The following is a 23560-nucleotide window of genomic DNA, read 5'->3' on the forward strand; positions in this document are numbered from 1 at the left end:
AAGCCGGCTCCCACAAGTACGGCGCAAGCTTCGAAGACTGCGCTGTACCTGTGGGAGCCGGCTTGCCGGCGATAGGGCCCGTACAGTCAACGATCATTTATCGAACAACCGCTCATGCACCCACCCCTTGTTGGTCAGCACCATCACCCGTTTCTCCCTGGCCGGTGTGTCGTTGGTAGCGACCGCTTCGCCCAGGTCACGGATATTGGCCTTCACCACGTCCTTGGCCGCCCAGTCCGGCAACCCGGTGATCTTGTACGCATAGGTCACGTCGGAAATCGTGTGCCCCATCATCTGCCCCGGCTCGCTGAACTGTTCGATCGCCGTCACTTCGGCCTTGCCGAAGCACAGCCCGCCGCGGGTTTGGCCGTTGAGCATTTTCTGGGCATCGGCCTTGTAGAACTTGCGGCCCTCGTCGGTGAGGTCGTAGGCGTAGTAGATGTCCGTGCGGGCGGCTTGCCACAGGCGTGCCGGCACCTCTACGCGGGCGATTTCCTTTTCGCTGACGATGCCGACCTGGGCCAGGGCATGCAGGGCCTTGTTGCTGCCGGAAACGTCGAAGTCCTGGGTCTTGGTGGGGAAGTCGGTGACCACGAAGCAGTGGGGATATTGGGTGTCGAGGTAAGCCTGGGCGGCTTTGTGGAAATTGGCCTCGCTGGCGTCCTTGGTGTCCGAGCAGCCGGCCAGGGTGGCCAGCAGTGCCAGCGGTACGATCTTCCTGTGCATGTTGAAGCGTCCTTGGATTGCGCAGATAAAACGGTCGGGCGGCATTAGAACCTACGGGATAGAGCGGCGCAATCGTGGCAAGACGGTAGCTTGACGGGGTTCGCAAGGGCTCGCCTTGGGGGTTGTGGCGCGGTTGAAATCGAGCGCCGCCCGCGCGGCGCTCGATCTCAAGAGCGAAAAAAATCCAACGCCCTACACCCCAATCACCGATGGGGCACATCCCGGGTACGCAGCTTTTCCGGCAAGGCAAACATCACCAGCAGCGCCGTCACCACACAGGCCCCGGCAATGAGGTACAGCGCTGGCGTAGTCGTGCCCGTCAGGTCGCGAATGCGCCCCACCAGCACCGGGCTGACGATGCCGCCCAATTGCCCCAGGGTGTTGATCAGCGCGATCCCGCCCGCCGCCCCCGCGCCAGCCCCTGCCAGCAACTTCGGCGGCAGCGCCCAGAAGCTCGGGATCGACGCCACCACACCGGCCCCCAGCAGGCCCAGGGACACCAGCAGCAGCGGCGTGTTGTCATCGAAAATCCCCGCACAGAGAAAGCCCAGCGCGCCCAGCGAAATCAGCCCGGCAGTGAACCAGCGCCGCTCGCCCGTGGCATCCGAAAGACGCCCGCACACCACCATGGCGATGGCCCCGCAGATGTAAGGCACGGCGGTGAGCAGGCCGATCACCGACGGGTTCTCGGTGCCGGCACTGCGGATCAGTTGCGGCGCCCAGAAGTTCAGGCCATAGGAGGCGATCTGGATCAGGAAGTAGATCAGCCCCAGGGTCAGGAAGCCCGGAATGCGGATCGCCTCAAGCAACGAGCCTTGGCCATGGCCGGCCTGGGGCGGGTCGATGCGTGACAGCAGCAGTTGTTTTTCGCCCGCATTCAGCCAGCCAGCATCCTCGATGCGGTCCTTGAGCAAGGTCAGCACCAAAAGACCCAAGGCCACGCAGGGCAGACCACCGAGCAGGAACAGCCAATGCCAGCCCCGCATCTGCAAGGCACCGTCGAGGTGGCCGAGGATCAGCCCCGAGAACGGCGCGCCGAACAGCCCGGCGAAGGCCGAGGCAAGAAACAGCAGCGACGTGATGCGGCCACGGTAGTGACGCGGGAACCACAGCGTCAGGTAGTACAGCACCCCCGGCGCGAAGCCGGCTTCCATGGCGCCGATGATGAAGCGCAGGGCATAGAACTGCCATTCGTTGGTCACGAATACCATCGCGGCCGTGGCCAGGCCCCAGGAAATCATGATGCGGGCGATCCAGCGGCGCGCGCCGACCTTGTACAGCATCAGGTTGCTGGGCACCTCGAACAGCACGTAGCCGACCACGAACAGGCTCGCGCCCAGGCCATAGGCGGTGTCGCTGAAGCCCAGGTCGGTCTGCAGCTGGAACTTGGCGAAGCTGATGTTGATGCGGTCGAAGAAGGCGAACAGGTAGCAGACCATGATCAGTGGCATCAGCCGCCAGGCGACCTTGCGCACCAGGGCTTTTTCACTGTCGGCGGCCCCATCGGCCGCCGTGTGCAGGGCGGAAAGACTCATTGTGTGTTCTCCAGTCGGGCCGCCGCGTGGGCGGCCCTGTTGTTCTTGTTGTCTGGTGGGGCAATGCCCCGGGGTGACGGCGCGGGATCAGCCCGGCAAACCGGCCGGCAGCGCATGCAGGTCGCAGTTGCGCCCGGCCTTGGCCAGCTGGCCGGGTACTTCATGGCCGAGCAGGGCTGGCAGGCCCCTTGCCAGGCGCAACAGGCCGTCCAGGTCGATGCCTGTGGGGATGCCGGTTTCGGCACACAGGTTGGCCAGGTCCTCGCTGCAGATGTTGCCCGAAGCGCCGGGGGCGAACGGGCAGCCGCCGAGCCCACCGAGGGCGGCATCGAAGCGTCGGGCACCGGCTTCATAGGCGGCCAGCACGTTGCACAGGCCCAGGCCGCGGGTGTTGTGGAAGTGCAGGGTGAGCATGCTTGCCGGCACCCGTTCCAGGCTACGGCGCACCAGGCGCTCGACCTGGCGCGGGTTGGCCATGCCGGTGGTGTCGGCCAGGGTCACACCGTGCACGCCGAGCTCCAGGTAGGCATCGAGCAGGCGCAGCACCAGGTCTTCATCGATGCGCCCCTCGAACGGGCAACCGAAGGCGGTGGCCACCGAGGCGTTGAGGCTGACCGGGCGACCCTGCACGGCCTGTACGATGTCGCCGAAGCCAGCCAGCGACTGCTCTCGCCGCATGCGCATATTGGCCAGGTTGTGCGACTGGCTGGCCGAGAGCACCAGGTTGAGTTCGTCGGCACCGGCCGCCAAGGCCCGCTCGGCACCCTTGAGGTTGGGGATCAGTGCCACATAGATCACCCCCGGCTGGCGCTGGATGCCACGGAACACCTCATCGCCGTCGCGCAGCGCCGGAATCGCCTTGGGCGAGACGAACGAGCCGGCTTCGATGCGGCTGAAGCCCAGGCGCGAGAGGCCGTCGACAAGGGCGATCTTGTCCTCGGTAGCCACCCAGGTCGGTTCGATCTGCAGACCATCGCGCGGGGCGACTTCCTGGATGATCAGCTGTTCGGGGTTGGCCGGGATCATTGCACCACCCCCTGGCTGCGCAGGCGGGCGATGTCGTCCGCGGCCATGCCCAGTTGGCCGAGCACGGCATCGGTGTGCTCACCCAGCGCCGGCCCTTGCCAGTCGACCCGCCCCGGTGTGGCCGAGAGCTTGGGCACGATGCCGGGCATGCGCACGGCGGTGCCGTCGGGCAACTGGCTGTCCAGCAGCATGTCACGGGCCTGGTAATGCGGGTCGTTGACGATGTCGGCCACCGAGTAGATGCGCCCTGCAGGGACTTCGGCCTGCTCCAGTGCCGCCAGCACGGCGTCGATCGAATGCTGACGCGTCCAGCGTTCGATGGCCTCGTCGAGCAGCCCGGCCTGGGCGGCGCGGCCGTCGTTGTGGGCGAATTCGGCGGCTTCGGCCAGGTCCGGGCGGCCGATGGTGTGCATCAGGCGGCGGAAGATCGGGTCACTGTTGCCCGCGATCACCACGAACGCGCCGTCGGCGGTGCGGTAGGTGTTCGACGGTGCGATACCGGGCAGGGCGCCGCCGCTGCGTTCACGCACATGGCCCAGCAGGTCGTATTCGGGAATCAGGCTTTCCATCAGGTTGAACACGCTTTCCACCAGCGACACATCGACCACCTGGCCGACGCCACCGTTGGCCCGCACGTTGAACAAGGACAGCAGGGCGCCCATCACCGCGTGCAGCGAGGCCAGCGAGTCGCCCAGGCTTACGCCGGCGCGGGCCGGTGCCGCGCCCGGCTCGCCGGTGGTGTAGCGGATGCCGCCCATGGCCTCGCCAATGGCGCCGAAACCGGGCCGGTCACGGTAGGGGCCGCTCTGGCCGTAGCCGGAAATACGCACCAGGGTCAGCCGTGGGTTCAGCGCATGCAGCACGTCCCAGCCCAGGCCGAGTTTTTCCAGGGCGCCGGGGCGCAGGTTTTCGATCAGTACATCGGTGTCCTGCAGCAACTGCTTGACGATGGCCAGGCCTTCGGCGGCCTTGAGGTCGAGCGCCAGCGACTTCTTGTTGCGCGATTGCAGGTACCACCAGAGTGACGTGCCGTCGTGAAGCTTTCGCCACTTGCGAAGGGGGTCGCCCTGGCCCAGGGCTTCGATCTTGATCACTTCGGCGCCGAATTCGCCGAGCAGGCGGGCGGCAAACGGGGCGGCGATCAGCGTACCGATTTCCAGCACCCGAATACCTTCGAGGGGAGCAGGCATGTTGCGTACCTCATTGTTCTTGGACTTTGAGGGAGAGCCTACGGCGCAGGCGGGAGCGGCACCAATCCTCTGTCGGCAACAACCGTTCGCGAAACGCGAAGGGTCAGTCCCCGCGCAGTTGTTCGAACAGCAGTCGGCTGACCGGCGACAACGCCTCCAGCTCCCGCACCACCAGCAGCAACTCGCGCTCGGCCCAGTCGTCACTGAGCTTCACCGCTTGCAGGCCCAACGCGCCGCCGAACAGTTCGAAGGCCTTGCGTGGCAGGATGCCTACGCCCATGTTCGCCTGCACCATGCGGCACACCGCATCGAAGCTCGGCACATGAATGCGCAGGCGCAGCACCTTGCCGACCCGCCGCGCTGCCTCCACGGTGCGCATGTTGATCGAGCTGGCCGCATGCAGGCCGATGAAGTCGTTGTCCAGGGTGTCGGCGAAGGCCACCTCGGGCCGTGCGGCCAACGGGTGCCCGGCCGGCAGCACCAGGACCAGCTGGTCGCGCTTGTAGCGCACGGCGTGCAGGTCGCGGGTATCGCTGTCGGCCGAACAGATGCCGAGGTCGGCGACGCCGTCGAGCACCCCCTGAACCACGCCATTGCTGGGGCGCTCTTCGAGGTCGAGCTTGATCCGTTCGTGGTGGGCGCTGAAGTCGGCGAGGTCTTCGGGCAGGAACTGGATGATCGCCGACAGGTTGGCCAGCATCCGCACATAGCCGCGCACACCCTGCAGGTGCTCGCCCAGTTCCAGGCCGATCTTCTCCAGGTTGAACAGCATGCGCCGGGCGTGGTGCAGCAGGGTTTCACCGGCGGGGGTGAGCTGCATGCCACGGGCCTGGCGCAGGAACAGCGGCGTGCCCAGGGCGCTTTCCAGTTCGTTGAGGCGCTTGCTGGCGGCCGAAAGGGCGATGGCTTCGCGGGTGGCGGCGCGGGTCAGGCTGCCTTCTTCGTGGATGGCCACGAACAGTTGCAGGGTGACCAGGTCGAGGCGGCGGATCAGGTTGGTTGGGTGCATGGAGGTCTACTATTCAACAGGTACTCCTCAGGCTGCGGAAATTGATGCGATGCCTGAAAGCCGGTACATCCCTGTGGGAGCGGGCTTGCCCCGCGAACACCGGCGAAGCCGGTGCCATTCACCGCGCTGCCCCTTTCGCGGGGCAAGCCCGCTCCCACAGAAAACACCGCACAAGCTTCCCCTTCACTCAAAAATCTACACTGGCCGACAACCGCAAAACCCGCGGCGTGCCCTGGGTCAGGTAATTATTCGAGGTCGAAGCCGATGCCCAGTATGCCTTGTTCGCCACGTTCTCGACATTGGCCCGCAAGGTCACCTGCTTGTCATCCATCCTGAAACTGTAGCGCCCCCCCAGATCAACCCGCGTCCACGCCGGGATGCTCAGGCTGTTGTCGGTATTGACGTACTGCCCCCCGGTGCGCAACACCCGGGCACTCAGTGCAGCCCCCGCAATGCCCGGCACATCCCAGTCCGCCCCGAGGTTGTACTGGAAGCGCGGCACGCCCGGCGCACGGTTGCCGTCGTTACGACCATTGGCCGTGTTATCCAGCTCGGTGTGCATGAACACCGCACCCGTGAGCAAGCGCAACCCCTCGATCGGCTCGCCGAACACATTCAGCTCGACACCCTTGTTGACCTGCTCGCCATCCATGCTGAAGGTGTCCTTGCTCGCGCCCGGCTCCCGGAATGTGGTGCTGTTCGGCTGCTCGATGCGGTAGACGCCCAAGGTCGCGCCAAAGCTGTTCCAGTCCAGTTTCACCCCGGCCTCGACCTGCTTGCTGCGCTTGGGCGGGAACACTTCATTGGCGTTGCTCACGCTGGACGGCGCGGTCGGGCCCTGGGCCAGGCCTTCGATGCGGTTGGCATAGAACGACACATGCTCCCAGGGCTTGATCACCAGACCATAGACGGGCGTTGTCACCGACTCGTCGTAGTTGGCATTGCGCACACCGGTGGCCGTGGCCCAGCCGTCGACGCCGATGGACTGCCGGCGCACGCCCACGGTCAGCAGCACCCGGTCGTCGAACAATCCCAGGGTGTCGGACACCGCCGCGCTCTTGATGCGGTTCTTGCCGACAATGCGCGGGTCGTGCAGGTCGCTGCCGGAGTAAGTGTTGGTCGGGCGCGGCACCTTGACCGGGTGGTACAGGTTGGAGTCGAAGCGGTTGGCCGCCGTGATCGCCTTGTAGGCCGAGCGCTGCTCGCCCCACATGCCCGACAGCCCGAAGTTGACCCGGTGGCTGACCGGCCCGGTGGCGAAGCGGCCATTGAGGCCGGCCATGGCGCTCTTGTTGTCCTCGTCGTGGGGCGGGTAGAGGTAGCCGCCACGCGCCGTGCCGTTTTCGTCGCTGACGTAGAGCGAGGAATACTCGCCGTTCTCGCGGGTGTGCTTGGCGCCGGCACCGGCATACAGCGTCCAGTTGTCGTCGAGGTCGTACTCGGCGTTGACCATGCCGTAGGTGTCTTCGAGCTGCGACCAGGTCCAGTCCTGGGAATAGTTGTCGCGTGCCGAGGGCGCGTGCGGCACCTTGGTGCCGGTCGGGTAGATCACCGCGCGGCCCTGGTTGATGCGCTCTTTCTGGTAACCCAGGTCGGTGGACAGGCGCAGGCGTTCGCCTCGGTAGTCCAGGGCCAGGGCGAGCAGGGTGGAATGCTGGGCTTCGTCGTGCACGCCCGTGCCGCCGTCATGCTGGGCCAGGTTGATGCGCGCGCCGAAGCGGTTGTCCTCGCCAAAGCGCTTGCCCAGGTCGAGGTGGCCGCCGAGGTTGGCGCCGGTGGCGTAGTCGAAGGTGATGTGGCGGGTCGGGGTGTCCTCGGCGCGCTTGGGCACCAGGTTGACCGCGCCGCCGATGCCACTGCCTTGGGGTGCGACCCCATTGAGGAAGGCATTGGGGCCTTTGAACACCTCGACCCGCTCCAGCGCCTCGGTGGTGACGATCTGCCGCGGCAGCACGCCGTACAGGCCGTTGTAGCTGATGTCGTCGGTGTTCAGCGGCAGGCCGCGGATGGTGAACACCTGGGAGAAGTTGCCGAAGCCCGCCGACTGGCGCACCGCCGCGTCGTTCAGCAACACGTCGCCCAGGGTGCGCGCCTGCTGGTCGGCGATGGTCTTGGCGGTGTAGCTGGTAACGCTGAACGGCACATCGCTGATCGGCTGGTCACCCAATAGGCCCAGGCGTGCGCTACGGGCTACCTGGCCGCCTTGCCAGGTGTCGCTGCTGGCTGCCAGGTCGCTGTTGATGGTGGTGGCGCCAAGCTCCAGGGCATCGCCCAGGTCCACCGCCGGGGCCAGGGTGTAGCCGCCGCTGTCGGTGCTGATCAGGCTGTAGCCACTGCCGGCGAGCAAGTGCGCGAAGCCGTCCGCCACGCTGTAGCTGCCTTCAAGGCCCTGGCTTTGCGCGCCCTTGAGCAGTGCCGGGTCGAACGACAGCGGCACGCCGGCGCTGGCAGCGAAGCGTGCCAGCACGTCGGCCAGCGGGCCGGCGGCAATGTGATAGCTGCGCGTGCTGCCGCTGGCGGCGGGCTCGGCGGCCAGCAGCGCGGGGGCGGGTACGAGCGTGCCGATGGCCATGGCCAGGCTCAGGGCTTTGAGGCGCAAGTGGGGGCGAGGCGTCATGCGAGGATCCTGTGGGTGCAGAAAACGAGGGTTCTGCACTCATCACCGGACGACGCAGGAAAAGGTATCAGGCAACGGCAAAAATAATTACACCCGGGGTTCGACGGTCACCCAGTAGCGCGTCAGGCCATGGATCGCCACCGGCAGGGTCTCGCCGAGCAGGCGCAAGCTGGCGTCGCTGTCGGTCAGCGGGAACGCGCCCGACACCTTCAGCTCGCCGACCGCCGGGTGGCAGCGCAGCAGGCCGGGGCGGTAACGGCCCAGCTCCTGCAGCAGGTCGGCCAGGCGCATGTCGCGGGCCAGCAACATGCCGTGCTCCCAGGCCAGGTCGTCGGCATCCAGCGCGCTGGCCGGCTGCACCCGGGTGGCATCGAAGGCACTGCGCTGACCGGCGAGCAGTACCCGGTTGCCGCTGCCGTGCAGTGGCCGCGCATCCACCGCGCCTTCCAGCACGGCGACGCGGGTCAGCGTCCCGTCGAGGCGCACGCTGAAGCGCGTGCCCAGGGCCTGCGCCTGACCGTGCAGGGTGCGCACCCGCAATGGCCGGGCGTCTGCGGCGCTGGTGACGAGGATCTCGCCGGCCAGCAGGTCGATGCGCCGCTCCTGGGCGTTGAAGTCGATATCGATGGCGCTGTCGGTGTTCAGCAGCACCCGCGAGCCATCGGCCAGGGTCAGCGGGCGTTGCTCGCCGACGGCGGTGCGGGCGTCGGCGCGCCACTGTTGCCAGGGCGTTTCGCGCCAGGCCAGCCAGGCCGCAGGCGCAGCCAGCAGCAACAGGCCCAGGCGCTGCATGGCCTGGCGCCGGCTGACGCCCCCTTGGCGGCTCAAGCGGCGCAAGGTTTCTCCGGCAACCGGTGTGGGCAGGCGGCGGAAGTCACCGAGGATGGCCTCGGCACGCTGCCACGCCTGGGCATGCTCGGCGCTGCGCTGGCACCAGGCCTGGACGGCGCGGTGGTCGTCCTCGGTGGCGCTGCCCGATTGCAGTTGCACCAGCCAGTCGGCGGCCTCGCCAAGTATGTGCGGGTCGATACGCGGGTTCATGGATCAAGGCCCAGGCAGGCGAGGAAGGCGCTACGCATGTCACGTTTGACGGTGATCAGCGAGACGTTCAGTTGCTCGGCGATTTCGCCGTAGGTCAGGCCATCGAGCTGCGACAGCAGAAACACCTGGCGCACCCGCGCCGGCATTTCCCGCAGCATGGCATCGACGCGGTAGAGGGTTTCCAGGATCAGCCAGCGGGTTTCCGGCGAGGGTGCCTCGGGCTCGGGCAGGTGCGCGATGGCTTCGAGGTAGGCGCGCTCGACATCCTGGCGTCGCCAGCGGTCGACCAAAAGGCCCTTGGCGATGTGGGTGAGCAGGGCGCGTGGTTCGCTGCCCAGGCCCGCCGTGGCGTTGCGGCCGAGCAGGCGGACGAAGGTGTCATGGGCCAGGTCCGCGGCATCGCAGGCATTGCCGAGCTTGCGCCCCAGCCAACCCTGCAGCCAGCCGTGGTGTTCGGTGTACAGCGTCTTGACCTGCAGGTTGAGGGTGGGGTCGGCGGGCGGCATGGGGAATGAAGTTGTAATTAAGAATGGATCGCATTCTAATCATCTGGCCCTATCGCCGGCAAGCCGGCTCCCACAGATACCCCACTGTTCTATAGGAGCCGGCTTGCCGGCGATAGGGCCCGTGCCGACTCAGCGATTCAACCCCCCACAACCATCGAGGTAAACGGTGCCACATAAGCCTGCAAGGTCACCAGGCAACCCACCAGAATCGCCAGAATGATCGAGTGGAAGAACACGTAGCGCAGAATCTCCCCCTCATGCCCATACCAGCGGGTAGCCGTGGATGCCACCACGATCGACTGCGCATCGACCATCTTGCCCATCACCCCACCGGAACTGTTGGCCGCCGCCATCAGCACCGGGCTCAGCCCCAGTTGCTCCGCCGTCACCCGCTGCAGCCCGCCGAACAACACGTTGGACGCCGTGTCCGAGCCGGTCAGCGCCACCCCCAGCCAGCCGAGCAGGGTGCCGAACATTGGGTAGAAGATGCCGGTGGCGGCGAAGGCCAGCCCCATGGTCGCGTCCAGCCCCGAATAGCGCGTGAGAAAGCCCAGCGCCAGCATGGCGACGATGGTGATCAGCGAATAGCGCACCACCCAGATCGTGCGCAGGTACTGGCGCCCCAGCTCCAGCGGCGAATAACCCATCAGCAGCCCGCCGAGAATCGCCGCCAGGAAGATGCCGCTGCCCGTGGCGGTGAACCAGGTGAACTTGTACTGGGCGTCCTCCTTCTTCGCTGCCGGCACCACCGGCGGCACCTTCTCGATCTGCTGGTGGATGGTGTCGAAGGTGAACACCGGGGCGAACACCGGGTTGGCCTCGCGCAGCGGCTTGCCCTGCGGGTCGAGCATGGCCGCGCCGCTGGCGGGGTCGAGCGCAGGGCGAGTGTCGAACAGGTTCTTGAAGCTCGCCGTACCCCAGGCGAACACGAACACGGTGAGGATGATCCACGGCATCCACGCCTTGAGCACGCTGCGCTGGTCGCGTTGGGCAAAGGCGGCGCTGCTGCCGGGGCTGTCGTCGACGTCGATCTTGGAATCATCGACGCGCCCGGTGAGCGCCGCCGAAGTGTGCACCGTGGCCGGTTTCCACACCCGCAGGAAACCGGTCAGGCAGGCCATGGAGATCAGCGCGGCGATCACGTCCACCAGCATCGGCCCATGGTAGTTCGACACCAGGAACTGCGGGATCGCAAAGCTGACCCCGGCCACCAGGATCGCCGGCCAGATTTCCATCATCTTGCGCCAGCCGGCGAAGGCCCAGATCAGCCAGAACGGCACGATCACCGAGAAGAACGGCAGCTGCCGCCCGACCATGGCCGACAGCTCCATCTCATCCAGCCCGGTGACCTTGGCCAAGGTGATGATCGGCGTACCCAGCGCCCCGAAGGCCACCGGCGCGGTGTTGGCGATCAGCGCCAGGCCCGAGGCCGCCAGCGGCGAGAAGCCCAGGCCGATCAGGATCGCCCCGGTCACCGCCACGGGCGTGCCGAAACCTGCCGCGCCCTCGAAGAAGGCACCGAAGCAGAAGGCGATCAGCAGCAGCTGCAGGCGGCGGTCATCGGTGATGCGCGCCAGTGAATCCTGCAGCACCTTGAACGAGCCGTTCTCGGTGGTGAGCCGGTGCAGGAAGATGATGTTCAGCACGATCCAGCCGATCGGCAGCAAACCGTTGGCCGCGCCGTACAACGCGGCGGAGCCGGCCATGTTGGCCGGCATGCCGAAGGCGAAGATCGAGATCAGCAACGCCGAGCCCAGGGCGAGCAGGGCGGCGATGTGGGCTTTTATATGGAAGAACGCCAGTGCTGCCAGCATCACCACTACCGGTACGGCGGCCATGACGGTGGAGAGCCAGGGACTGGAGAAGGGATCGTAGATTTGCTGCCAGACCATTTGCCACCTCGTTTGTTGTTGTGTGAGGTTTCGCGTTTTTTGGGCAGGTTGGCATGCAGGGATGCCAGGGGGAGTATAGAAAGGATTTTGTCTGCAGCAGATCTTCTGACAATGCCGGCCCATTCGCGGGACAAGCCCGCTCCCACAAAACGGTGGAGAACCTGTGGGAGCGGGCTTGTCCCGCGAATGGGCCAGTACAGCCGCTACAAGGCCCTGGCCAGAAACTCGGCAGTACGGCTCTCGGCGCACCGAGCAACCACCCCAGGCGCCCCACTCACCACCACCGTCCCCCCCGCATCCCCAGCCCCCGGCCCGATGTCGATCACCCAGTCACTCTGCGCCACCACCCGCATGTCATGCTCGACCACCACCACACTGTGCCCACTGTCGACCAGACGATTGAGCTGCACCAGCAGCCGGTCGATGTCCTGCGGGTGCAGCCCGTTGGTAGGCTCGTCCAGCACATACAGCGTGGCGCCCCGGGCCATGCGCTGCAGCTCGGTGGCCAGCTTGATCCGCTGCGCCTCACCGCCAGACAGCTCGGTAGCGGGCTGGCCCAGGCGCAGGTAGCCCAGGCCGATGTCCTGCAGCACCTGCAGGCAGCGCCGCGCCGGCGGCTGCTCGGCGAACACGGCGAGCGCCTGGTCGACCGTCAGCTGCAACACCTGGGCGATGGTCATGCCCGCCCAGGTCACGGCCAGGGTCTCAGGGTTGTAGCGCGCGCCATGACACGTCGGGCAGGGCGCATACACACTCGGCATGAACAGCAGTTCGACGCTGACGAACCCTTCGCCCTCGCAGTTCGCGCAGCGGCCCTTGGCGACATTGAACGAGAACCGCCCGGCATCGAAGCCACGTGCCTTGGCCTGCTCGGTGGCGGCGAACAGCTTGCGCACGTGATCGAACAGCCCCGTGTAGGTGGCCAGGTTGGAGCGCGGCGTGCGGCCGATGGGTTTCTGGTCCACCTGTACCAGCCGCGTGATGCTGTCCAGGCCCGCCGTGACGCGCCCGGTACTGGTCTGCTCGGGCGCGTCTTCCAGGCTCTGCTCCTCAGGCTCGGCAGGTTGTTCGGCATGGCCCAGGTGGGCGCCGACCAGCTCCAGCAACGCCTGGCTGACCAGGCTCGACTTGCCCGAGCCGGAAATGCCGGTCACTGACGTGAAGCAACCCAAGGGGAACTGCGCGCTGAGGTTGTCGAGGTTGTTGCGGGTAATGCCCTCCAGTTGCAACCAGCCTTGGGGCAGGCGCGGTGCCTGGGCAGCCGACTGCTGCGCAGCGAACAGATAGGCCCGTGTGCGCGAAGCCTCGACGTCGGCCAAGCCCGCTGGCGGGCCGCTGTACAGCACCTGCCCGCCATGCTCGCCGGCCGCAGGGCCCACATCCACCAGCCAGTCGGCGCGGCGCATGGTGTCCAGGTCGTGCTCCACCACATACACCGAGTTGCCGGCCTGCTTGAGCCGTTGCAGGGCCTCGAACAGTGCCTCGCTATCGGCCGGATGCAGACCGGCCGACGGCTCGTCGAGCACATAGATGACGCCGAACAGCTGCGAGTTGAGCTGGGTGGCCAGGCGCAGGCGCTGCAGCTCGCCAGACGACAGCGTCGGCGTGCTGCGTTCCAGCGCCAGGTAGCCCAGGCCCAGGTCGATCAGGGTATCGATGCGTTCGAGCAACTCGACGCTGATGCGCTGGGCGGCCAGGCGTTTCTCCAGGGTCAGGTTGTCGTCGTGCTGCTCCAGGTAGCCCGGCGCCGACACCTTGCGGAACACCTCGGCCAGGGTCTGCAAGGGCAGGCGCGACAGCTCGCCGATGTCACGCCCGGCGAAGGTCACCTGCAGCGCCTCGCGCTTGAGGCGCTTGCCCTGGCACAGCGGGCAGGGGCTGGGGCGCATGAACTGGGACACGCGCTTGCGCATCTGCGCGCTCTGCGAATGCATGAAGGTGTGCAGCACATAGCGCCGGGCGCCACTGAAGGTGCCCTGGTAGCTGGGTTCGAGCTTGCGTTTGAGCGCGGCGCGGGTTTGCGCCGGGGTAAGGCCGGCGTACACCGGGACGGTGGGTGTGTCCTCGGTGTAGAGGATCCAGTCGCGCTGCGCCTGGGGCAGGTCGCGCCAGGGGATATCGACGTCATAGCCCAGGGTCACCAGGATGTCGCGCAGGTTCTGCCCCTGCCAAGCCATCGGCCAAGCCGCCACGGCCCGCTCGCGGATGGTCAGCGACGGGTCGGGGACCATGGTCGCCTCGGTGACTTCGTAGACCCGGCCCAGGCCGTGGCACTCGGCGCAGGCGCCTTGCGGCGTGTTCGGCGAGAAGTCCTCGGCGTACAACATCGGTTGGCCGGCCGGGTAGCTGCCGGCGCGGGAGTAGAGCATGCGGATCGAACTGGACAGGGTGGTGACGCTGCCCACCGAGGAGCGCGCGCTGGGCGTGCCGCGTTGCTGCTGCAGCGCCACAGCCGGCGGCAGGCCTTCGATGGCGTCCACGTCCGGCACGCCGACCTGGTCGATCAGGCGCCGGGCGTAGGGCGCGACCGATTCGAAGTAGCGGCGCTGGGCTTCGGCGTAGAGGGTGGAGAAGGCCAGTGAGGATTTGCCCGAGCCGGAGACACCGGTGAACACCACCAGTGCGTCGCGGGGGATGTCGACGTCGATGTTCTTGAGGTTGTGCTCGCGGGCGCCACGTACGCGGATGAAGCCGGGCGGGGTTGGGTGGCGTGGCGGCATGAGGGCTTTCCATTGCGGGGACGAAGCCACAACTTAGCACTCTTTGTTGTTGGCGGTGCTGGCCTCTTCGCGGGACAAGCCCGCTCTCACAGGGATCGCGTCAGTTTCTAGGCATTGAGCAAATGAGCTGCTCCCACAGGTACATCGCCACCTTTGAGCAGTGCGCAATTTCTGTGGGAGCGGGCTTGTCCCGCGAAGAGGCCAGCACAGGCAAAACACATTCAGGACCGCTGTTCGCGCGTCCCCAGCACGTCGCGAATGTTGTCCACCACATTGCTGTCCTTGATCACATCGCTCAGCCAGCCTTCCAGCGGCATGTTGCCCCACTTGATGGCACGTTCGATCAGGTACGGCACCGGGCTCTGCGGCTCGCTCTGCTTGAAGAACTGGGCAATGCCCGCAAGCAGGGTGAAGGCTTCGTCGCGGTTGAGCGGGGTGGTGCGCAGCGCGGCGGGCGCAGCAGCCTGGACGGTGCTGTTCATCGCTTCTCCCGGCTCGGCCCCAGTGGGGGTGGGCGTGACAGGTTCAGGCTGGGCCACCTCAGCCGGGTGCAGCTCGATGCCGCGGTCCTTGAGCAGTTTCTCTGCCAGCTGGCTGGCCCGCGACAGCATGTCGGCAAGGCTGGCGAAACTTGGCGACTCGGCGCCGAACAGGCGGTCGGCGGTGGCCTGCAAACGCTCGCAGGCCCGCAGGCTTTCGGCAATCTGCAGGGCCTTGGCGCGCAGGTGATCGCTGTCGCTGAGCACCACCGAACGCTGGAAGATCTCGGCGTTGATCTTGCCTTCGGCAAGCGCCGTCTGCATCGCCTTGGGGTTCTGCAAGGCGAGGTTCTCTACATGGCGTGATTCGTCATAACGCAGCACGCCGAAATGCTGCCCTTGGGTAATGGGCAAGCCACCGGCAATGTCGGTGAGGGTGGTTTTCAGCCAGGCCAGCCGTGCGGAGCGTTCGTCCAGGCCGTCTTCGAGCGAGGGGTAGGCGCTGTCCCAGAAACGTTCGAGAATGCGCTCGGCCAGGCTCAAGCCGAAGGTGATGCCTTGGAAATGATCGCGCTGGGCCAGGCCTTCATTGAGCCAGGCGACCAGCATCAGGTCCTTGCTCTGCTGGGCCAGCCCTTGGGCGGAAAGCTGGATGACCTTTTCCCAGTCGGCGGTCTTCAGGTCAGTCTGCCAGTCGCCTTGGGTCAGGTAGTCAGGGTCTGCCCGGCGCGCCTCCTTGATCTGGTCGAACAAGGCGGAGAAGCTCAAGTCTTCGCCGCTGCCACCGTCGATCGGCGCGGCCAGCTCGGCCAGCGAAAGGTCGTTGAGGATTTCAGGCATAGAACACTCTGATCAGGGGTAATGAGCACCGTGCCGGGTGACCCGGCACGGTGCAGGTTATGGGCCGCGCATGCAGCCCACGGCAAGCGACTGCTTAGGCGAACACTTTGTTCGCGGTGCGGTCCCAGCCGCCGACGATGTTGCCGCCAGCCTGGCCGTCGGTACGGTTCTGCTGGGTGTAGGTGGTCTTGATGCGCGCGAAGTTGAAGCTGATTTCTTCGATCGGCAGGTCGCTGACCGCCTTGTCTTCACCGCCCTGGTTGCCACCGGCGACGAAACGCACCGACGACACCACCACTTCTTCCATGTCGATGGTCAGGTAGGTGACCTTGTCACCACCGGCACGGTTGACGTTCAGCTTGAGCTTGGCAATGTGCTTGCCGGTGCAGCAGTGCTCGAACAGTTTGGCCGAAGCCTTGTCGACGGCTTTGCGGATCTTGAAGTCGGTCAGCGCCACGCGCTCGGAGGACGCACCGCCCGAGGAGCTGGCAGTGGCCGAGGTGGCCTGGGTGGCGCCGTACTCGTAGCCCAGCACTTCGATCCAGTCCTTGTGCTTGTCGTCCAGTACTTCGCCTGGGATGCCGTCGATTTGGATATACGCGTCAAAAGCCATTGTGAAATTCTCCATTCACATCAGTTAAGGGTCGCTCATGCGTCCCTTTGTGTTGACCTCGCTGAACAGCTCAGCAGAGGTAGCTTGCCGCCAGCCGGGCCTCCTCCAGTGAGGCCCGGCTGGCAGGTTCTTGCCGGCGCGGCCTCAGTTGAGCCCGCGCACTTCGATTTCCACCCGGCGGTTGGGCTCCAGGCACTTGATCAGCTGCGCCCGCGGTTGCTGCATGTCGCAGTTGACCAGCGGCTTGCGGCTGCCTTCGCCCTGGGCCGTGACCAGTTCCGCAGGAACGCCCTTGCCAACCAGGTAGGTACGGATGGTCTGCGCCCGTTGCCGGGACACCTGCAGGTTGCCCTGGGCATCGCCGAGCTGGTCGGCGTGGCCGGAAATCACGATCTTGCCGATATTCGGGGTGTTCAACAGTTTGCTGGCGATCGCGCTCAGCTGGCTCTGGCCTTCACTCTTGAGGCTCTGGAAATCGGCGCGGGCGAACGCGAACAGGGTGTCCGACTCCAGGGTGATGGTCTCGATCGAGCGCAGCGACTGGGTCAGCAGGCTGTTGATGTAGTTGCGCGAACTGGACATCAGGAAGGCGTTGTCGAGGATGCGCGGTACATCGGGCTCGCGGATCTGGTCCGCATAGAAAACGATCTGCCGGCTGGCGTAGGCGTAGTCCTGGTTGGCCGCGCTGTCGGTGGCGGCACTGGCCATGGTCTTGCCGGTGTGGCGGGCGATGGCCGGGTACCAGTAGTCCGGCATGTGCGCCTTGAGAAACGCCGCATCGGCTTTTTCCCGCTGGGCGGGCGAGAGCATCACGTAGGTGTCCAGGGCGGCCTTGCCGAAATCGGCGATCGACTGGGCGCGGTTGTCGTGCGGCAGGGCCTCGGCCTCGACGCTGTCCACGCCGCTGACCGGCTGCAGCGCCTGGGTATTGCGCTGATAGACCTTGAGCGTGGTCAGCAGGTACAGGGTGCGGGTGAGGTTGTCCGCCGTGGGCTTGAGCATCACGTTCTGCAGGGTCGCGAAGTACCGTGCGCGCAGCACCGGCTCGACCTTGTGCCCCTGGTACAGGCCCAGGCGCATGCCCAGCGGCACGGCCTGGTCGTGGTGTTGCTGGTAGTAGTGCGCGGCCCAGAACCGCAAGCGGTCGAGGCTGTGCCAGGCGGCATACTGACCGGCGTTCGCCTGGTCTTGCTGCCTGGCCTGTGCCAGTTCGTCGGCGATGCTGTCCAGAGTGTGGCGGTTGTTCAGGTACGACCAGCCCCACAGGCCGCACAGCAGCAGGCCCGCCAGGCTGGCGGCGCCTACCCAGGCGGCCTTGCGCTGGCGTTCGCGACGGTTGCTGGTGTACAGCGCCACCAGGTGCTGGTCAGGGATGATCACCTTGCGGAACAGGCTGTTGATGAACAGCGGCGAAGGCTGGCTACCGCCGCTGGCAGCGCCTTGGGCGTTCTCCAGGGCGAAACGCTCTGCCACCTGCTGGCCGTGGCTGCCCCACGGGGTCTCTTCGGCCTCCAGCGCGGCGGTGAAATAGAAGCCGCGCAGCAGCTCGGCAGGCTGGTACGGGTTGGCGCGCAGCAGGCTGTCGACGAACGCCTGCAGGCGCGGCTTGAGCGCGGCCAACTCCAGCGGGAAGCGGTAGGCGGCATCGTTGTGCCGGGTCAGCTGGATATCCTGTTGCACCAGTTGCTGGCGTGCCACCTGCTGCCAGTAGGCGCAGAGCTCGTCCATCGCCTTGCCGAAGCGCTGGCCCCAGTCGGCCTGCTCATAGCTTTTGTGCGAGAAGGTCTTGCCCATCACCTCGCCACGCGCCGTGTCGTCCAGCTGGCGGTAGAACGGGGTGAAACCGGGGATCAGGTCGCACTTGGTGAACACCAGGTAGATCGGCAGGCGCACTTCCAGCAGTGCGCAGCTTTCCTGGATGCGTTCGCGCAGGCGCTTGGCCACCCGTGCCTGGTCCTCGGCCGAGCCCTGCAGGATGTCGGCGATGCTGACGGCGACGATCAGGCCATTGAGCGGGCGGCGCTGACGGTGCTGGCGCAGCAACTGCAAGAAGCCGCGCCACTTGCCGGCTTCTTCCGGGCTGTTCATGTAGCGCCCGGCGGTGTCCAGCAACACCGCATCGGCGCTGAAGAACCAGTCGCAGTTGCGTGTACCGCCAAGGCCCGCGACGCGCATGCCTTCGCGCTCGGCATACGGGAAGTTGAGCCCCGACTGCAGGATCATGGTGCTCTTGCCCGCCGCCGGCTGGCCGATCACCAGGTACCAGGGCAGGGCGTAGAGCGCATCCTTGGCCGGTGTGCCGCGCGGGGTGTTGCCGTGCAGGCGCTCGATGCCCTGCAGCAGGCGTTCGCGCAGCAGGCTGACTTCTTCGCGGTCGGCCGGCGTTGCGTTGAGTACCGCCTGGTCGGCGTCGTCGCGCAGCAGGGCTTCAAGGTTGTGGTGCTGCCCTGCGCCCCGGTACAGCAACAGTACATAGCCCGCCGACAGCAGCAGGAACACACCGATGCCCGCCAACAGGCTGTGCAGCGAGGCGAAGCCCAAGCCACGGCCGATGGCCCAGACCAGGAAGATCGCCAGGAAGAAGGCCACCCCCAGCAGGTAGGGTTGGTAGCGCAGGCAGTAGTACTTGATCTTGTTCATACAGGCGTCGCATCCAACGCATCGACGAACTGGTCGATGACGTGTTCAAGGGGTCGGTCGAAATCGTGTCCGCGTGCGCTGTGTGGCATCGGGCTGAGCACTTCCAGGTGCTGGCAGGCATCGGCCGTGCCGCTGAGCAGGCGGTAGGCCGTGCGGGTGTGGCGCGACGTGAAGCCGTACAGCCGTGGGTGCATGAAGTCGTCGGCCAGCAGGCTCACCGCCGGGCCGCCATGCCGGCCGCCCAGGCGCGTCAACCAGGTCAGCCACAGGTCGGCGGTGGGGTTCTTCAGGCCGCGCTCGGCGGGCAGCGGCAGCTCGATGCCGCCTTCGAAGTCGCTGTGCAGCAACGGCCATGCGGCCTGCAGCCGCGACAGCGCGGTGGCGCTGTCGAAGGTGGGCCAGGAGCCCTGCAACGCCCTGGCGACATCGGCAAAGCTGAAGTCGTGCAAGAACTTCGCATGGACCCGGCGGAACAGGTCCAGGTCCTGCCCCTGGAGGGCGCGCAGGGCCTTGATGCGCTCGAACACCACGGCGCAATCGGTACCCTGCACGGCCTGGTGCAGCAACGGTTTGATCTGCGCGCTGAACAGCTCGCCGAGGGTGAACGGGTTGAGCAGCGCTTCGCCTTCCTGGCCCTTGAGCAACTGGAAGATGAAGAACGGGTAGCGCCGTTCGCTGGCATCACGCGAGCTGAGCAGGCCGCCCAGCAGCCAATTGCCGTTGCGCGCCCGGTAGCTGAAGAAACACATCGGCAAGGCGTCGAACAACGCCTGCCAGTCTTCGCGGTGGCGCATCGCCGCCAGCGAAGCCTGCAACCAGGCGTCGAACTCGCACACTTCTTCCGCCGCACCGTGCAGGCTGACGAAGTCCGCGCTCGACGGCAGTTTGCCGAAGCAACCGATCATTGCGCGCCCCTGTCGTTGAGCGCGCTCAGCGCCTTGACGTCACCCAGGTCGGTCAGTTTGACCCCACCGAAGTTGCGCACCACCAGGCTTACCCGGCCGTTGGCGGTGTTCCAGCTGAAGCGCTGCTGGATGCCGTCGAGGTCGTCGACCCGGGCGCTTTCGTTCATGCGCAGCAGGCCCCAGCGGCCCGGGAAGTCGAACACGGTGACCCGCGCGCCGCTGAGCGTGACCACGTCCAGGCGTGCGCCCGGCGCGTTGCTGGTGCCAGGCCAGGCGAAGCGGCTCCAGCTGCTGCGCCCGTTACGGTAGTGCTGCTCCTGGCCGTCGAGGGTGAAGACGATGTCGGTGAAGCTGGCCGACGGTTCGAGCATGATCTCGAAGCCGTTCTCGCGGTCCGACAGGCTGGCGATCACCTGGCCCACCGAGCTTGCCCGGTCGATGCTGTTGAGCATGCCCGGATTGACCAGCGCCGGTGCCTTGCCGTTGCCAAGGCCCAGGCCGTCGCCGCCGGACAGGTTGCCGATTTCGTTGCGCTTGAAGGTCGGCAGCAGGCCGCTGTCCGGGTCGACGAAGCGTTGCAAGTCCTTCACCGAGGCTTCGTTGCGGCTACCACTGGCGATCGGGTAGCGGTGGGCCATGACCTGTTGCCAGGGCTTGGCGATCTGCTGTGCCCAGGCTTTGGCGATCTGCTGGCCGGCCGGGTCGCGCAGGGTGTCCCAGGCGTACTGGATGGGCAGGCTGAACAGGCCCTGCAGCGAACGCGACAGGCCGTCCTGGCTGGTGTCGACGCTGGTTTCCACGTAGTTGCGCACGGTGGTCACTTCGCTGGGCTGGCCTTCCAGGGTTTCGCTGATCAGCTGCTTGCTGCTCTTGCCGACGTCCTGCGAGCGCTGGATGTTGTTCATGCGCACCTTGAGCTTGCGCAGCGCGGCCAGGTAGCGGTCCATGATGGTGCTGTCGGCGCCTTCGGCGTTGCTCTTGGCGAACACCCGTGCCACCGGTTCGAAGCGCTTGGCCAGGCTGCCGTCGTCGACCGCAGGCAGGCTCGGCGCCACGGCGTCGGGCAGGGCGTCCTGCGCGTCGAACAGGCCGCTGACCTTGCTCCAGAAACCGTCCACGCGGGCGTTGCCGGTGGCCGGCATTTCATGCTGGACGGGCAAGTCCCACTGGGTGTTGTCGTTGACCGCTGCCAGCAGGTTCTTCACCGGCGAGTTCTGCACGTCGCTGAGCAACCCCAGTTGCTCGGTGGCCGAGGAAAGGTCGGCGAAGTGGCGCACGTTGACGCTGCTGACCATCTTGTACCAGGCCTGGGTGTAGTCGCGCTTGTAGCGGGTCATGAACTCGCGCACGAAGTTGGCCTTCTGCACCAGGGCATCGCCGCCTTCGCCATCGAGCACCCAGTCCGTTTCGTTGCGCAGGTTGCCCGACACCAGTTTGATCAGCTCGGGTTTGACGAAGGTCTCCCAGCCCTGGCGGGTGTAGATCGCCGGCACCCCAGCGGAGCCGTAGAGCAGGGCGCGGCCGGGTTGCGGAACCAGGTCGTTGAGGCTCAGGGCAGGGAACTGCCGGCTCGATTCCAATTGCAGGCGCAAGTATTCACGGTCGACCAGCGAGCTGGAGATCATGAACGACTTGAGGTTCTGCCGGGTTTCGTTGATCAGTTGCTCGTTGCGCGGCAGCGCAGGCGCCTGGCCCTGTTCCAGCAGTTGCACGTACAGCGGCGCGTTCTCGGCGATGACGCCCTCGTCGGCGGGCGTGCCCTCGGTTGCTGCACTGGCCCAGGCCTGGGGCAGGCTGGCGGCGACGAAAGCCGGGTCCGGGTGGGCCTGTGGCTCGGTCAGCAGCAGGTACAGCTTGAGGGTGTTGTAGGCCTCGATGATCGACGCCACCTGCTGTTCGTCCAGGCGCCCGAGCATTTCTTCCGACAGTGACAGGCCACCGGTGGTGGCGGACAGCTCGGCGGCATCGCTGGCGGTGGCCAGGTTGACCTTGGCGGCGTAGGCGCCCGCGCGGGTATTGCCCAGCGCCGCCTGGGCCTTGGCGGCCACGCGCGGCGCCAGTGGCTTGCCGCTACGCTTGCGCGGGGCCGGGGCCGGGGTGAATTCCAGCGCCTGGTTGATGCCACTGGCGAAGGTATTGAAGGCCCGCATCTGCACCTGCAGGTTGCGCGCGATGGGCTCCAGCGCCTGGCTGCGCAGTTGCGCCAGGTAGGCGTTGCGCGCCACGTCATGCACGGCCTCGCCGTGGTACAGGCCGGCGCTCAGTCGCAGCGGCACGCCTTGCAGGCGATGGCCCTCGACGATCGCCATCTGCTCGCGCAGCACTTCCAGGCCTTTGCCTGCGGCCAGCAACTGCTCGCGATCGGCCGATTGCTCGATTTCGGCCAGCTGACCGCGCAGGCTGTCCAGCCATTGGCGGTTGTTGGCGAACGCCAGCGCCTGCCAGCCGATGAACAGCACCCCGGCGGCAGCGGCCAGACCGAGCAGCAGCGGGCTGAAGGCCGCCTGACGGCCCAGGCGCGACTGGTACAGGGTAAGGTCGCGGTCAGGGAAGATCACCCGGCGGAAGGTGTCGGTGATGAAGAAACTGCGGTTGCCCACGGGCTTGGGGCTGGCGTTGGACGCTTCATCAGCGGCCACCTGCAAGGCAAAGCTGTCGGCGATGGCGTCTTCGTACACCTGGGCCAGCTGCTGGTCGGTCTGCAGGGCGCTGGTGAAGTACAGGCCGCGCAGCAGCAACGGCGCGCCGCCGCGCTGCTCACGGGTGAAGTGTTCGAGGAATTGCTCGAGCACGCCATTGAGCGCGGCGAAATACTGCGGGAAGTTGAGCAGGGTGCTGTCGGCTGCTGCACCCAGGCCCACCAGCTGCGCATCGACCTGCTGGCGAATGTGCTGCTGCAGGTTCTTCAAGCGCGTTTCGAGCACCGCGTGCAAGCCCTGGTTGCGGATCTCGGCGAGGCCGAAGGTCATCCCCAGCGGCTGTTGGCGCTGGTGCAGGTCGAGGCCTTCGAAGGCCTGGTGGAAGCCCGGCAGCTGGTCGATCTTGCTCAGCATCAGGTAGATCGGCGGGTTGGCGTCCAGGCACTCGGCGTATTCCTCGACCCGCGCCACCAGTTGCGCGGCCAGCGCGTCACGCGCGTCGCTGTTCGACGCCAGCAGTTCGGGCAGGCTGACCACCAGCACCAGGCCATTGATCGCGGCCTTGCCGCGCTGCTTGCGCAGCATGCGCAGGAAGGCGGCGAACTCGCTGGCCGACTGGTCGTCGCGCAGGTAACGGCCGGCGGTGTCGATCATCACCGCGTCGGGGCTGAAGTACCAGTCGCAGTGCTGGGTGCCGCTTTCGCTGTCATTGGCGGTGGCGATACTGGCCGACAGGCCCGAATGGGTCAGCAGCGACGTCTTGCCGGCAGCCGACATGCCCAGCACCAGGTACCAGGGCAGGTCCGACAGCGCAGCCTTGCCACCACCCCCGGCGGAGCGGTCGGTGCGCAGCATGGCGATGGCGTGCTTGAGGCGTTCGCGCAGCACGTGCTGGTCGCGGAATTCGCCGGTGGCGTTCCACGAGCGGTCGACCTCGATCTGCAGCAGGTTCTCCAGGTTGTGTTCGCCGCGAATACGCTGGTACTGGCGCAGCACGATCACCAGCAGGAAGCAGGCACTGACGATCGCCAGCGCTTCGGGCACATGGTGGCGCAGCCACGGCACCATGGGCGCCACCAGCCAGCAGATCAACAGGGTGGCCAGCCACAGCAGCGGCAGCAGCACCCAGAAACTTTTCAACAGACGCAGTAGTGTTTTCATGTCTTCCTGACTCGGCTACCT

General features: G+C 66.4%; 15 protein-coding genes. All 15 read right to left on the bottom strand.

From position 1 onward, the window contains the following. Window positions 1-93 precede the first annotated feature (93 nt). The 15 genes from PMI38_RS24330 to PMI38_RS24400 all read right to left on the bottom strand — a co-directional run bounded on the left by PMI38_RS24330 (window position 94) and on the right by PMI38_RS24400 (window position 23539). The gene (locus tag PMI38_RS24330) at window positions 94-726 is read right to left on the bottom strand and encodes a hypothetical protein (protein ID WP_008100130.1); all 633 of its coding nucleotides are present in this window, start codon (window positions 724-726) and stop codon (window positions 94-96) included. Window positions 727-929: 203 nt separating this feature from the next. Next, the gene (locus PMI38_RS24335; protein ID WP_008100132.1) at window positions 930-2261 is read right to left on the bottom strand and encodes an MFS transporter; all 1332 of its coding nucleotides are present in this window, start codon (window positions 2259-2261) and stop codon (window positions 930-932) included. A gap of 87 nt (window positions 2262-2348) precedes the next feature. Further along, on the bottom strand, window positions 2349-3287 hold the full coding sequence (locus PMI38_RS24340) for a hydroxymethylglutaryl-CoA lyase (protein WP_008100135.1): 939 nt from the start codon (window positions 3285-3287) through the stop codon (window positions 2349-2351). Next, on the bottom strand, window positions 3284-4477 hold the full coding sequence (locus tag PMI38_RS24345; protein WP_008100138.1) for a CaiB/BaiF CoA transferase family protein: 1194 nt from the start codon (window positions 4475-4477) through the stop codon (window positions 3284-3286). The genes PMI38_RS24340 and PMI38_RS24345 overlap by 4 nt, the downstream gene beginning before the upstream one ends. A gap of 103 nt (window positions 4478-4580) precedes the next feature. Beyond that, window positions 4581-5486, bottom strand: a complete 906-nt coding sequence (locus PMI38_RS24350) for a LysR family transcriptional regulator (RefSeq protein WP_008100140.1) — start codon at window positions 5484-5486, stop codon at window positions 4581-4583. Window positions 5487-5673: 187 nt separating this feature from the next. Continuing rightward, window positions 5674-8103 (bottom strand): TonB-dependent receptor, encoded by a 2430-nt coding sequence (locus PMI38_RS24355; protein ID WP_008100144.1) that lies wholly within the window; start codon window positions 8101-8103, stop codon window positions 5674-5676. 87 nt (window positions 8104-8190) lie between these two features. Further along, the gene (locus PMI38_RS24360) at window positions 8191-9144 is read right to left on the bottom strand and encodes a FecR domain-containing protein (protein ID WP_008100147.1); all 954 of its coding nucleotides are present in this window, start codon (window positions 9142-9144) and stop codon (window positions 8191-8193) included. After that, complete coding sequence (locus PMI38_RS24365) at window positions 9141-9650, bottom strand: sigma-70 family RNA polymerase sigma factor (protein ID WP_008100149.1); 510 nt, start codon at window positions 9648-9650, stop codon at window positions 9141-9143. Before PMI38_RS24365 ends, PMI38_RS24360 begins: the two co-directional genes overlap by 4 nt. A gap of 137 nt (window positions 9651-9787) precedes the next feature. Further along, window positions 9788-11542: an L-lactate permease gene (locus PMI38_RS24370; protein ID WP_008100151.1), complete on the bottom strand. Its 1755-nt coding sequence runs from the start codon at window positions 11540-11542 to the stop codon at window positions 9788-9790. Between the two features lie 203 nt (window positions 11543-11745). After that, window positions 11746-14262: an excinuclease ABC subunit UvrA gene (locus tag PMI38_RS24375; protein WP_008100153.1), complete on the bottom strand. Its 2517-nt coding sequence runs from the start codon at window positions 14260-14262 to the stop codon at window positions 11746-11748. 221 nt (window positions 14263-14483) lie between these two features. Further along, window positions 14484-15581: a type VI secretion system protein TssA gene (gene tssA / locus PMI38_RS24380; RefSeq protein WP_008100155.1), complete on the bottom strand. Its 1098-nt coding sequence runs from the start codon at window positions 15579-15581 to the stop codon at window positions 14484-14486. 94 nt (window positions 15582-15675) lie between these two features. Then, window positions 15676-16194: an Hcp family type VI secretion system effector gene (locus PMI38_RS24385; RefSeq protein ID WP_008100157.1), complete on the bottom strand. Its 519-nt coding sequence runs from the start codon at window positions 16192-16194 to the stop codon at window positions 15676-15678. A 144-nt stretch (window positions 16195-16338) separates the two neighbouring features. After that, the gene (gene tssM, locus PMI38_RS24390) at window positions 16339-18834 is read right to left on the bottom strand and encodes a type VI secretion system membrane subunit TssM (protein ID WP_008100159.1); all 2496 of its coding nucleotides are present in this window, start codon (window positions 18832-18834) and stop codon (window positions 16339-16341) included. Beyond that, window positions 18831-19739 carry a type VI secretion system-associated protein TagF gene (gene tagF / locus PMI38_RS24395; protein WP_008100161.1) on the bottom strand — a complete coding sequence of 303 codons (909 nt, stop codon included), beginning with the start codon at window positions 19737-19739 and terminating at the stop codon, window positions 18831-18833. The genes tssM and tagF overlap by 4 nt, the downstream gene beginning before the upstream one ends. After that, a complete protein-coding gene (locus PMI38_RS24400; RefSeq protein WP_008100162.1) occupies window positions 19736-23539 on the bottom strand; it encodes a type VI secretion protein IcmF/TssM N-terminal domain-containing protein in 3804 nt (1267 codons plus the stop codon). Before PMI38_RS24400 ends, tagF begins: the two co-directional genes overlap by 4 nt. Window positions 23540-23560 lie beyond the last annotated feature (21 nt).

This window comes from Pseudomonas sp. GM84 (genome assembly GCF_000282535.1).
In the GTDB taxonomy this organism is placed as follows: Bacteria; Pseudomonadota; Gammaproteobacteria; order Pseudomonadales; family Pseudomonadaceae; genus Aquipseudomonas.

Coding starts and splice junctions, on each gene's coding strand:
- PMI38_RS24330 (WP_008100130.1), bottom strand. CDS start 726: ATGCACAGGAAGATCGTACCGCTGGCACTGCTGGCCACCCTGGCCGGC.
- PMI38_RS24335 (WP_008100132.1), bottom strand. CDS start 2,261: ATGAGTCTTTCCGCCCTGCACACGGCGGCCGATGGGGCCGCCGACAGT.
- PMI38_RS24340 (WP_008100135.1), bottom strand. CDS start 3,287: ATGATCCCGGCCAACCCCGAACAGCTGATCATCCAGGAAGTCGCCCCG.
- PMI38_RS24345 (WP_008100138.1), bottom strand. CDS start 4,477: ATGCCTGCTCCCCTCGAAGGTATTCGGGTGCTGGAAATCGGTACGCTG.
- PMI38_RS24350 (WP_008100140.1), bottom strand. CDS start 5,486: ATGCACCCAACCAACCTGATCCGCCGCCTCGACCTGGTCACCCTGCAA.
- PMI38_RS24355 (WP_008100144.1), bottom strand. CDS start 8,103: ATGACGCCTCGCCCCCACTTGCGCCTCAAAGCCCTGAGCCTGGCCATG.
- PMI38_RS24360 (WP_008100147.1), bottom strand. CDS start 9,144: ATGAACCCGCGTATCGACCCGCACATACTTGGCGAGGCCGCCGACTGG.
- PMI38_RS24365 (WP_008100149.1), bottom strand. CDS start 9,650: ATGCCGCCCGCCGACCCCACCCTCAACCTGCAGGTCAAGACGCTGTAC.
- PMI38_RS24370 (WP_008100151.1), bottom strand. CDS start 11,542: ATGGTCTGGCAGCAAATCTACGATCCCTTCTCCAGTCCCTGGCTCTCC.
- PMI38_RS24375 (WP_008100153.1), bottom strand. CDS start 14,262: ATGCCGCCACGCCACCCAACCCCGCCCGGCTTCATCCGCGTACGTGGC.
- tssA (WP_008100155.1), bottom strand. CDS start 15,581: ATGCCTGAAATCCTCAACGACCTTTCGCTGGCCGAGCTGGCCGCGCCG.
- PMI38_RS24385 (WP_008100157.1), bottom strand. CDS start 16,194: ATGGCTTTTGACGCGTATATCCAAATCGACGGCATCCCAGGCGAAGTA.
- tssM (WP_008100159.1), bottom strand. CDS start 18,834: ATGAACAAGATCAAGTACTACTGCCTGCGCTACCAACCCTACCTGCTG.
- tagF (WP_008100161.1), bottom strand. CDS start 19,739: ATGATCGGTTGCTTCGGCAAACTGCCGTCGAGCGCGGACTTCGTCAGC.
- PMI38_RS24400 (WP_008100162.1), bottom strand. CDS start 23,539: ATGAAAACACTACTGCGTCTGTTGAAAAGTTTCTGGGTGCTGCTGCCG.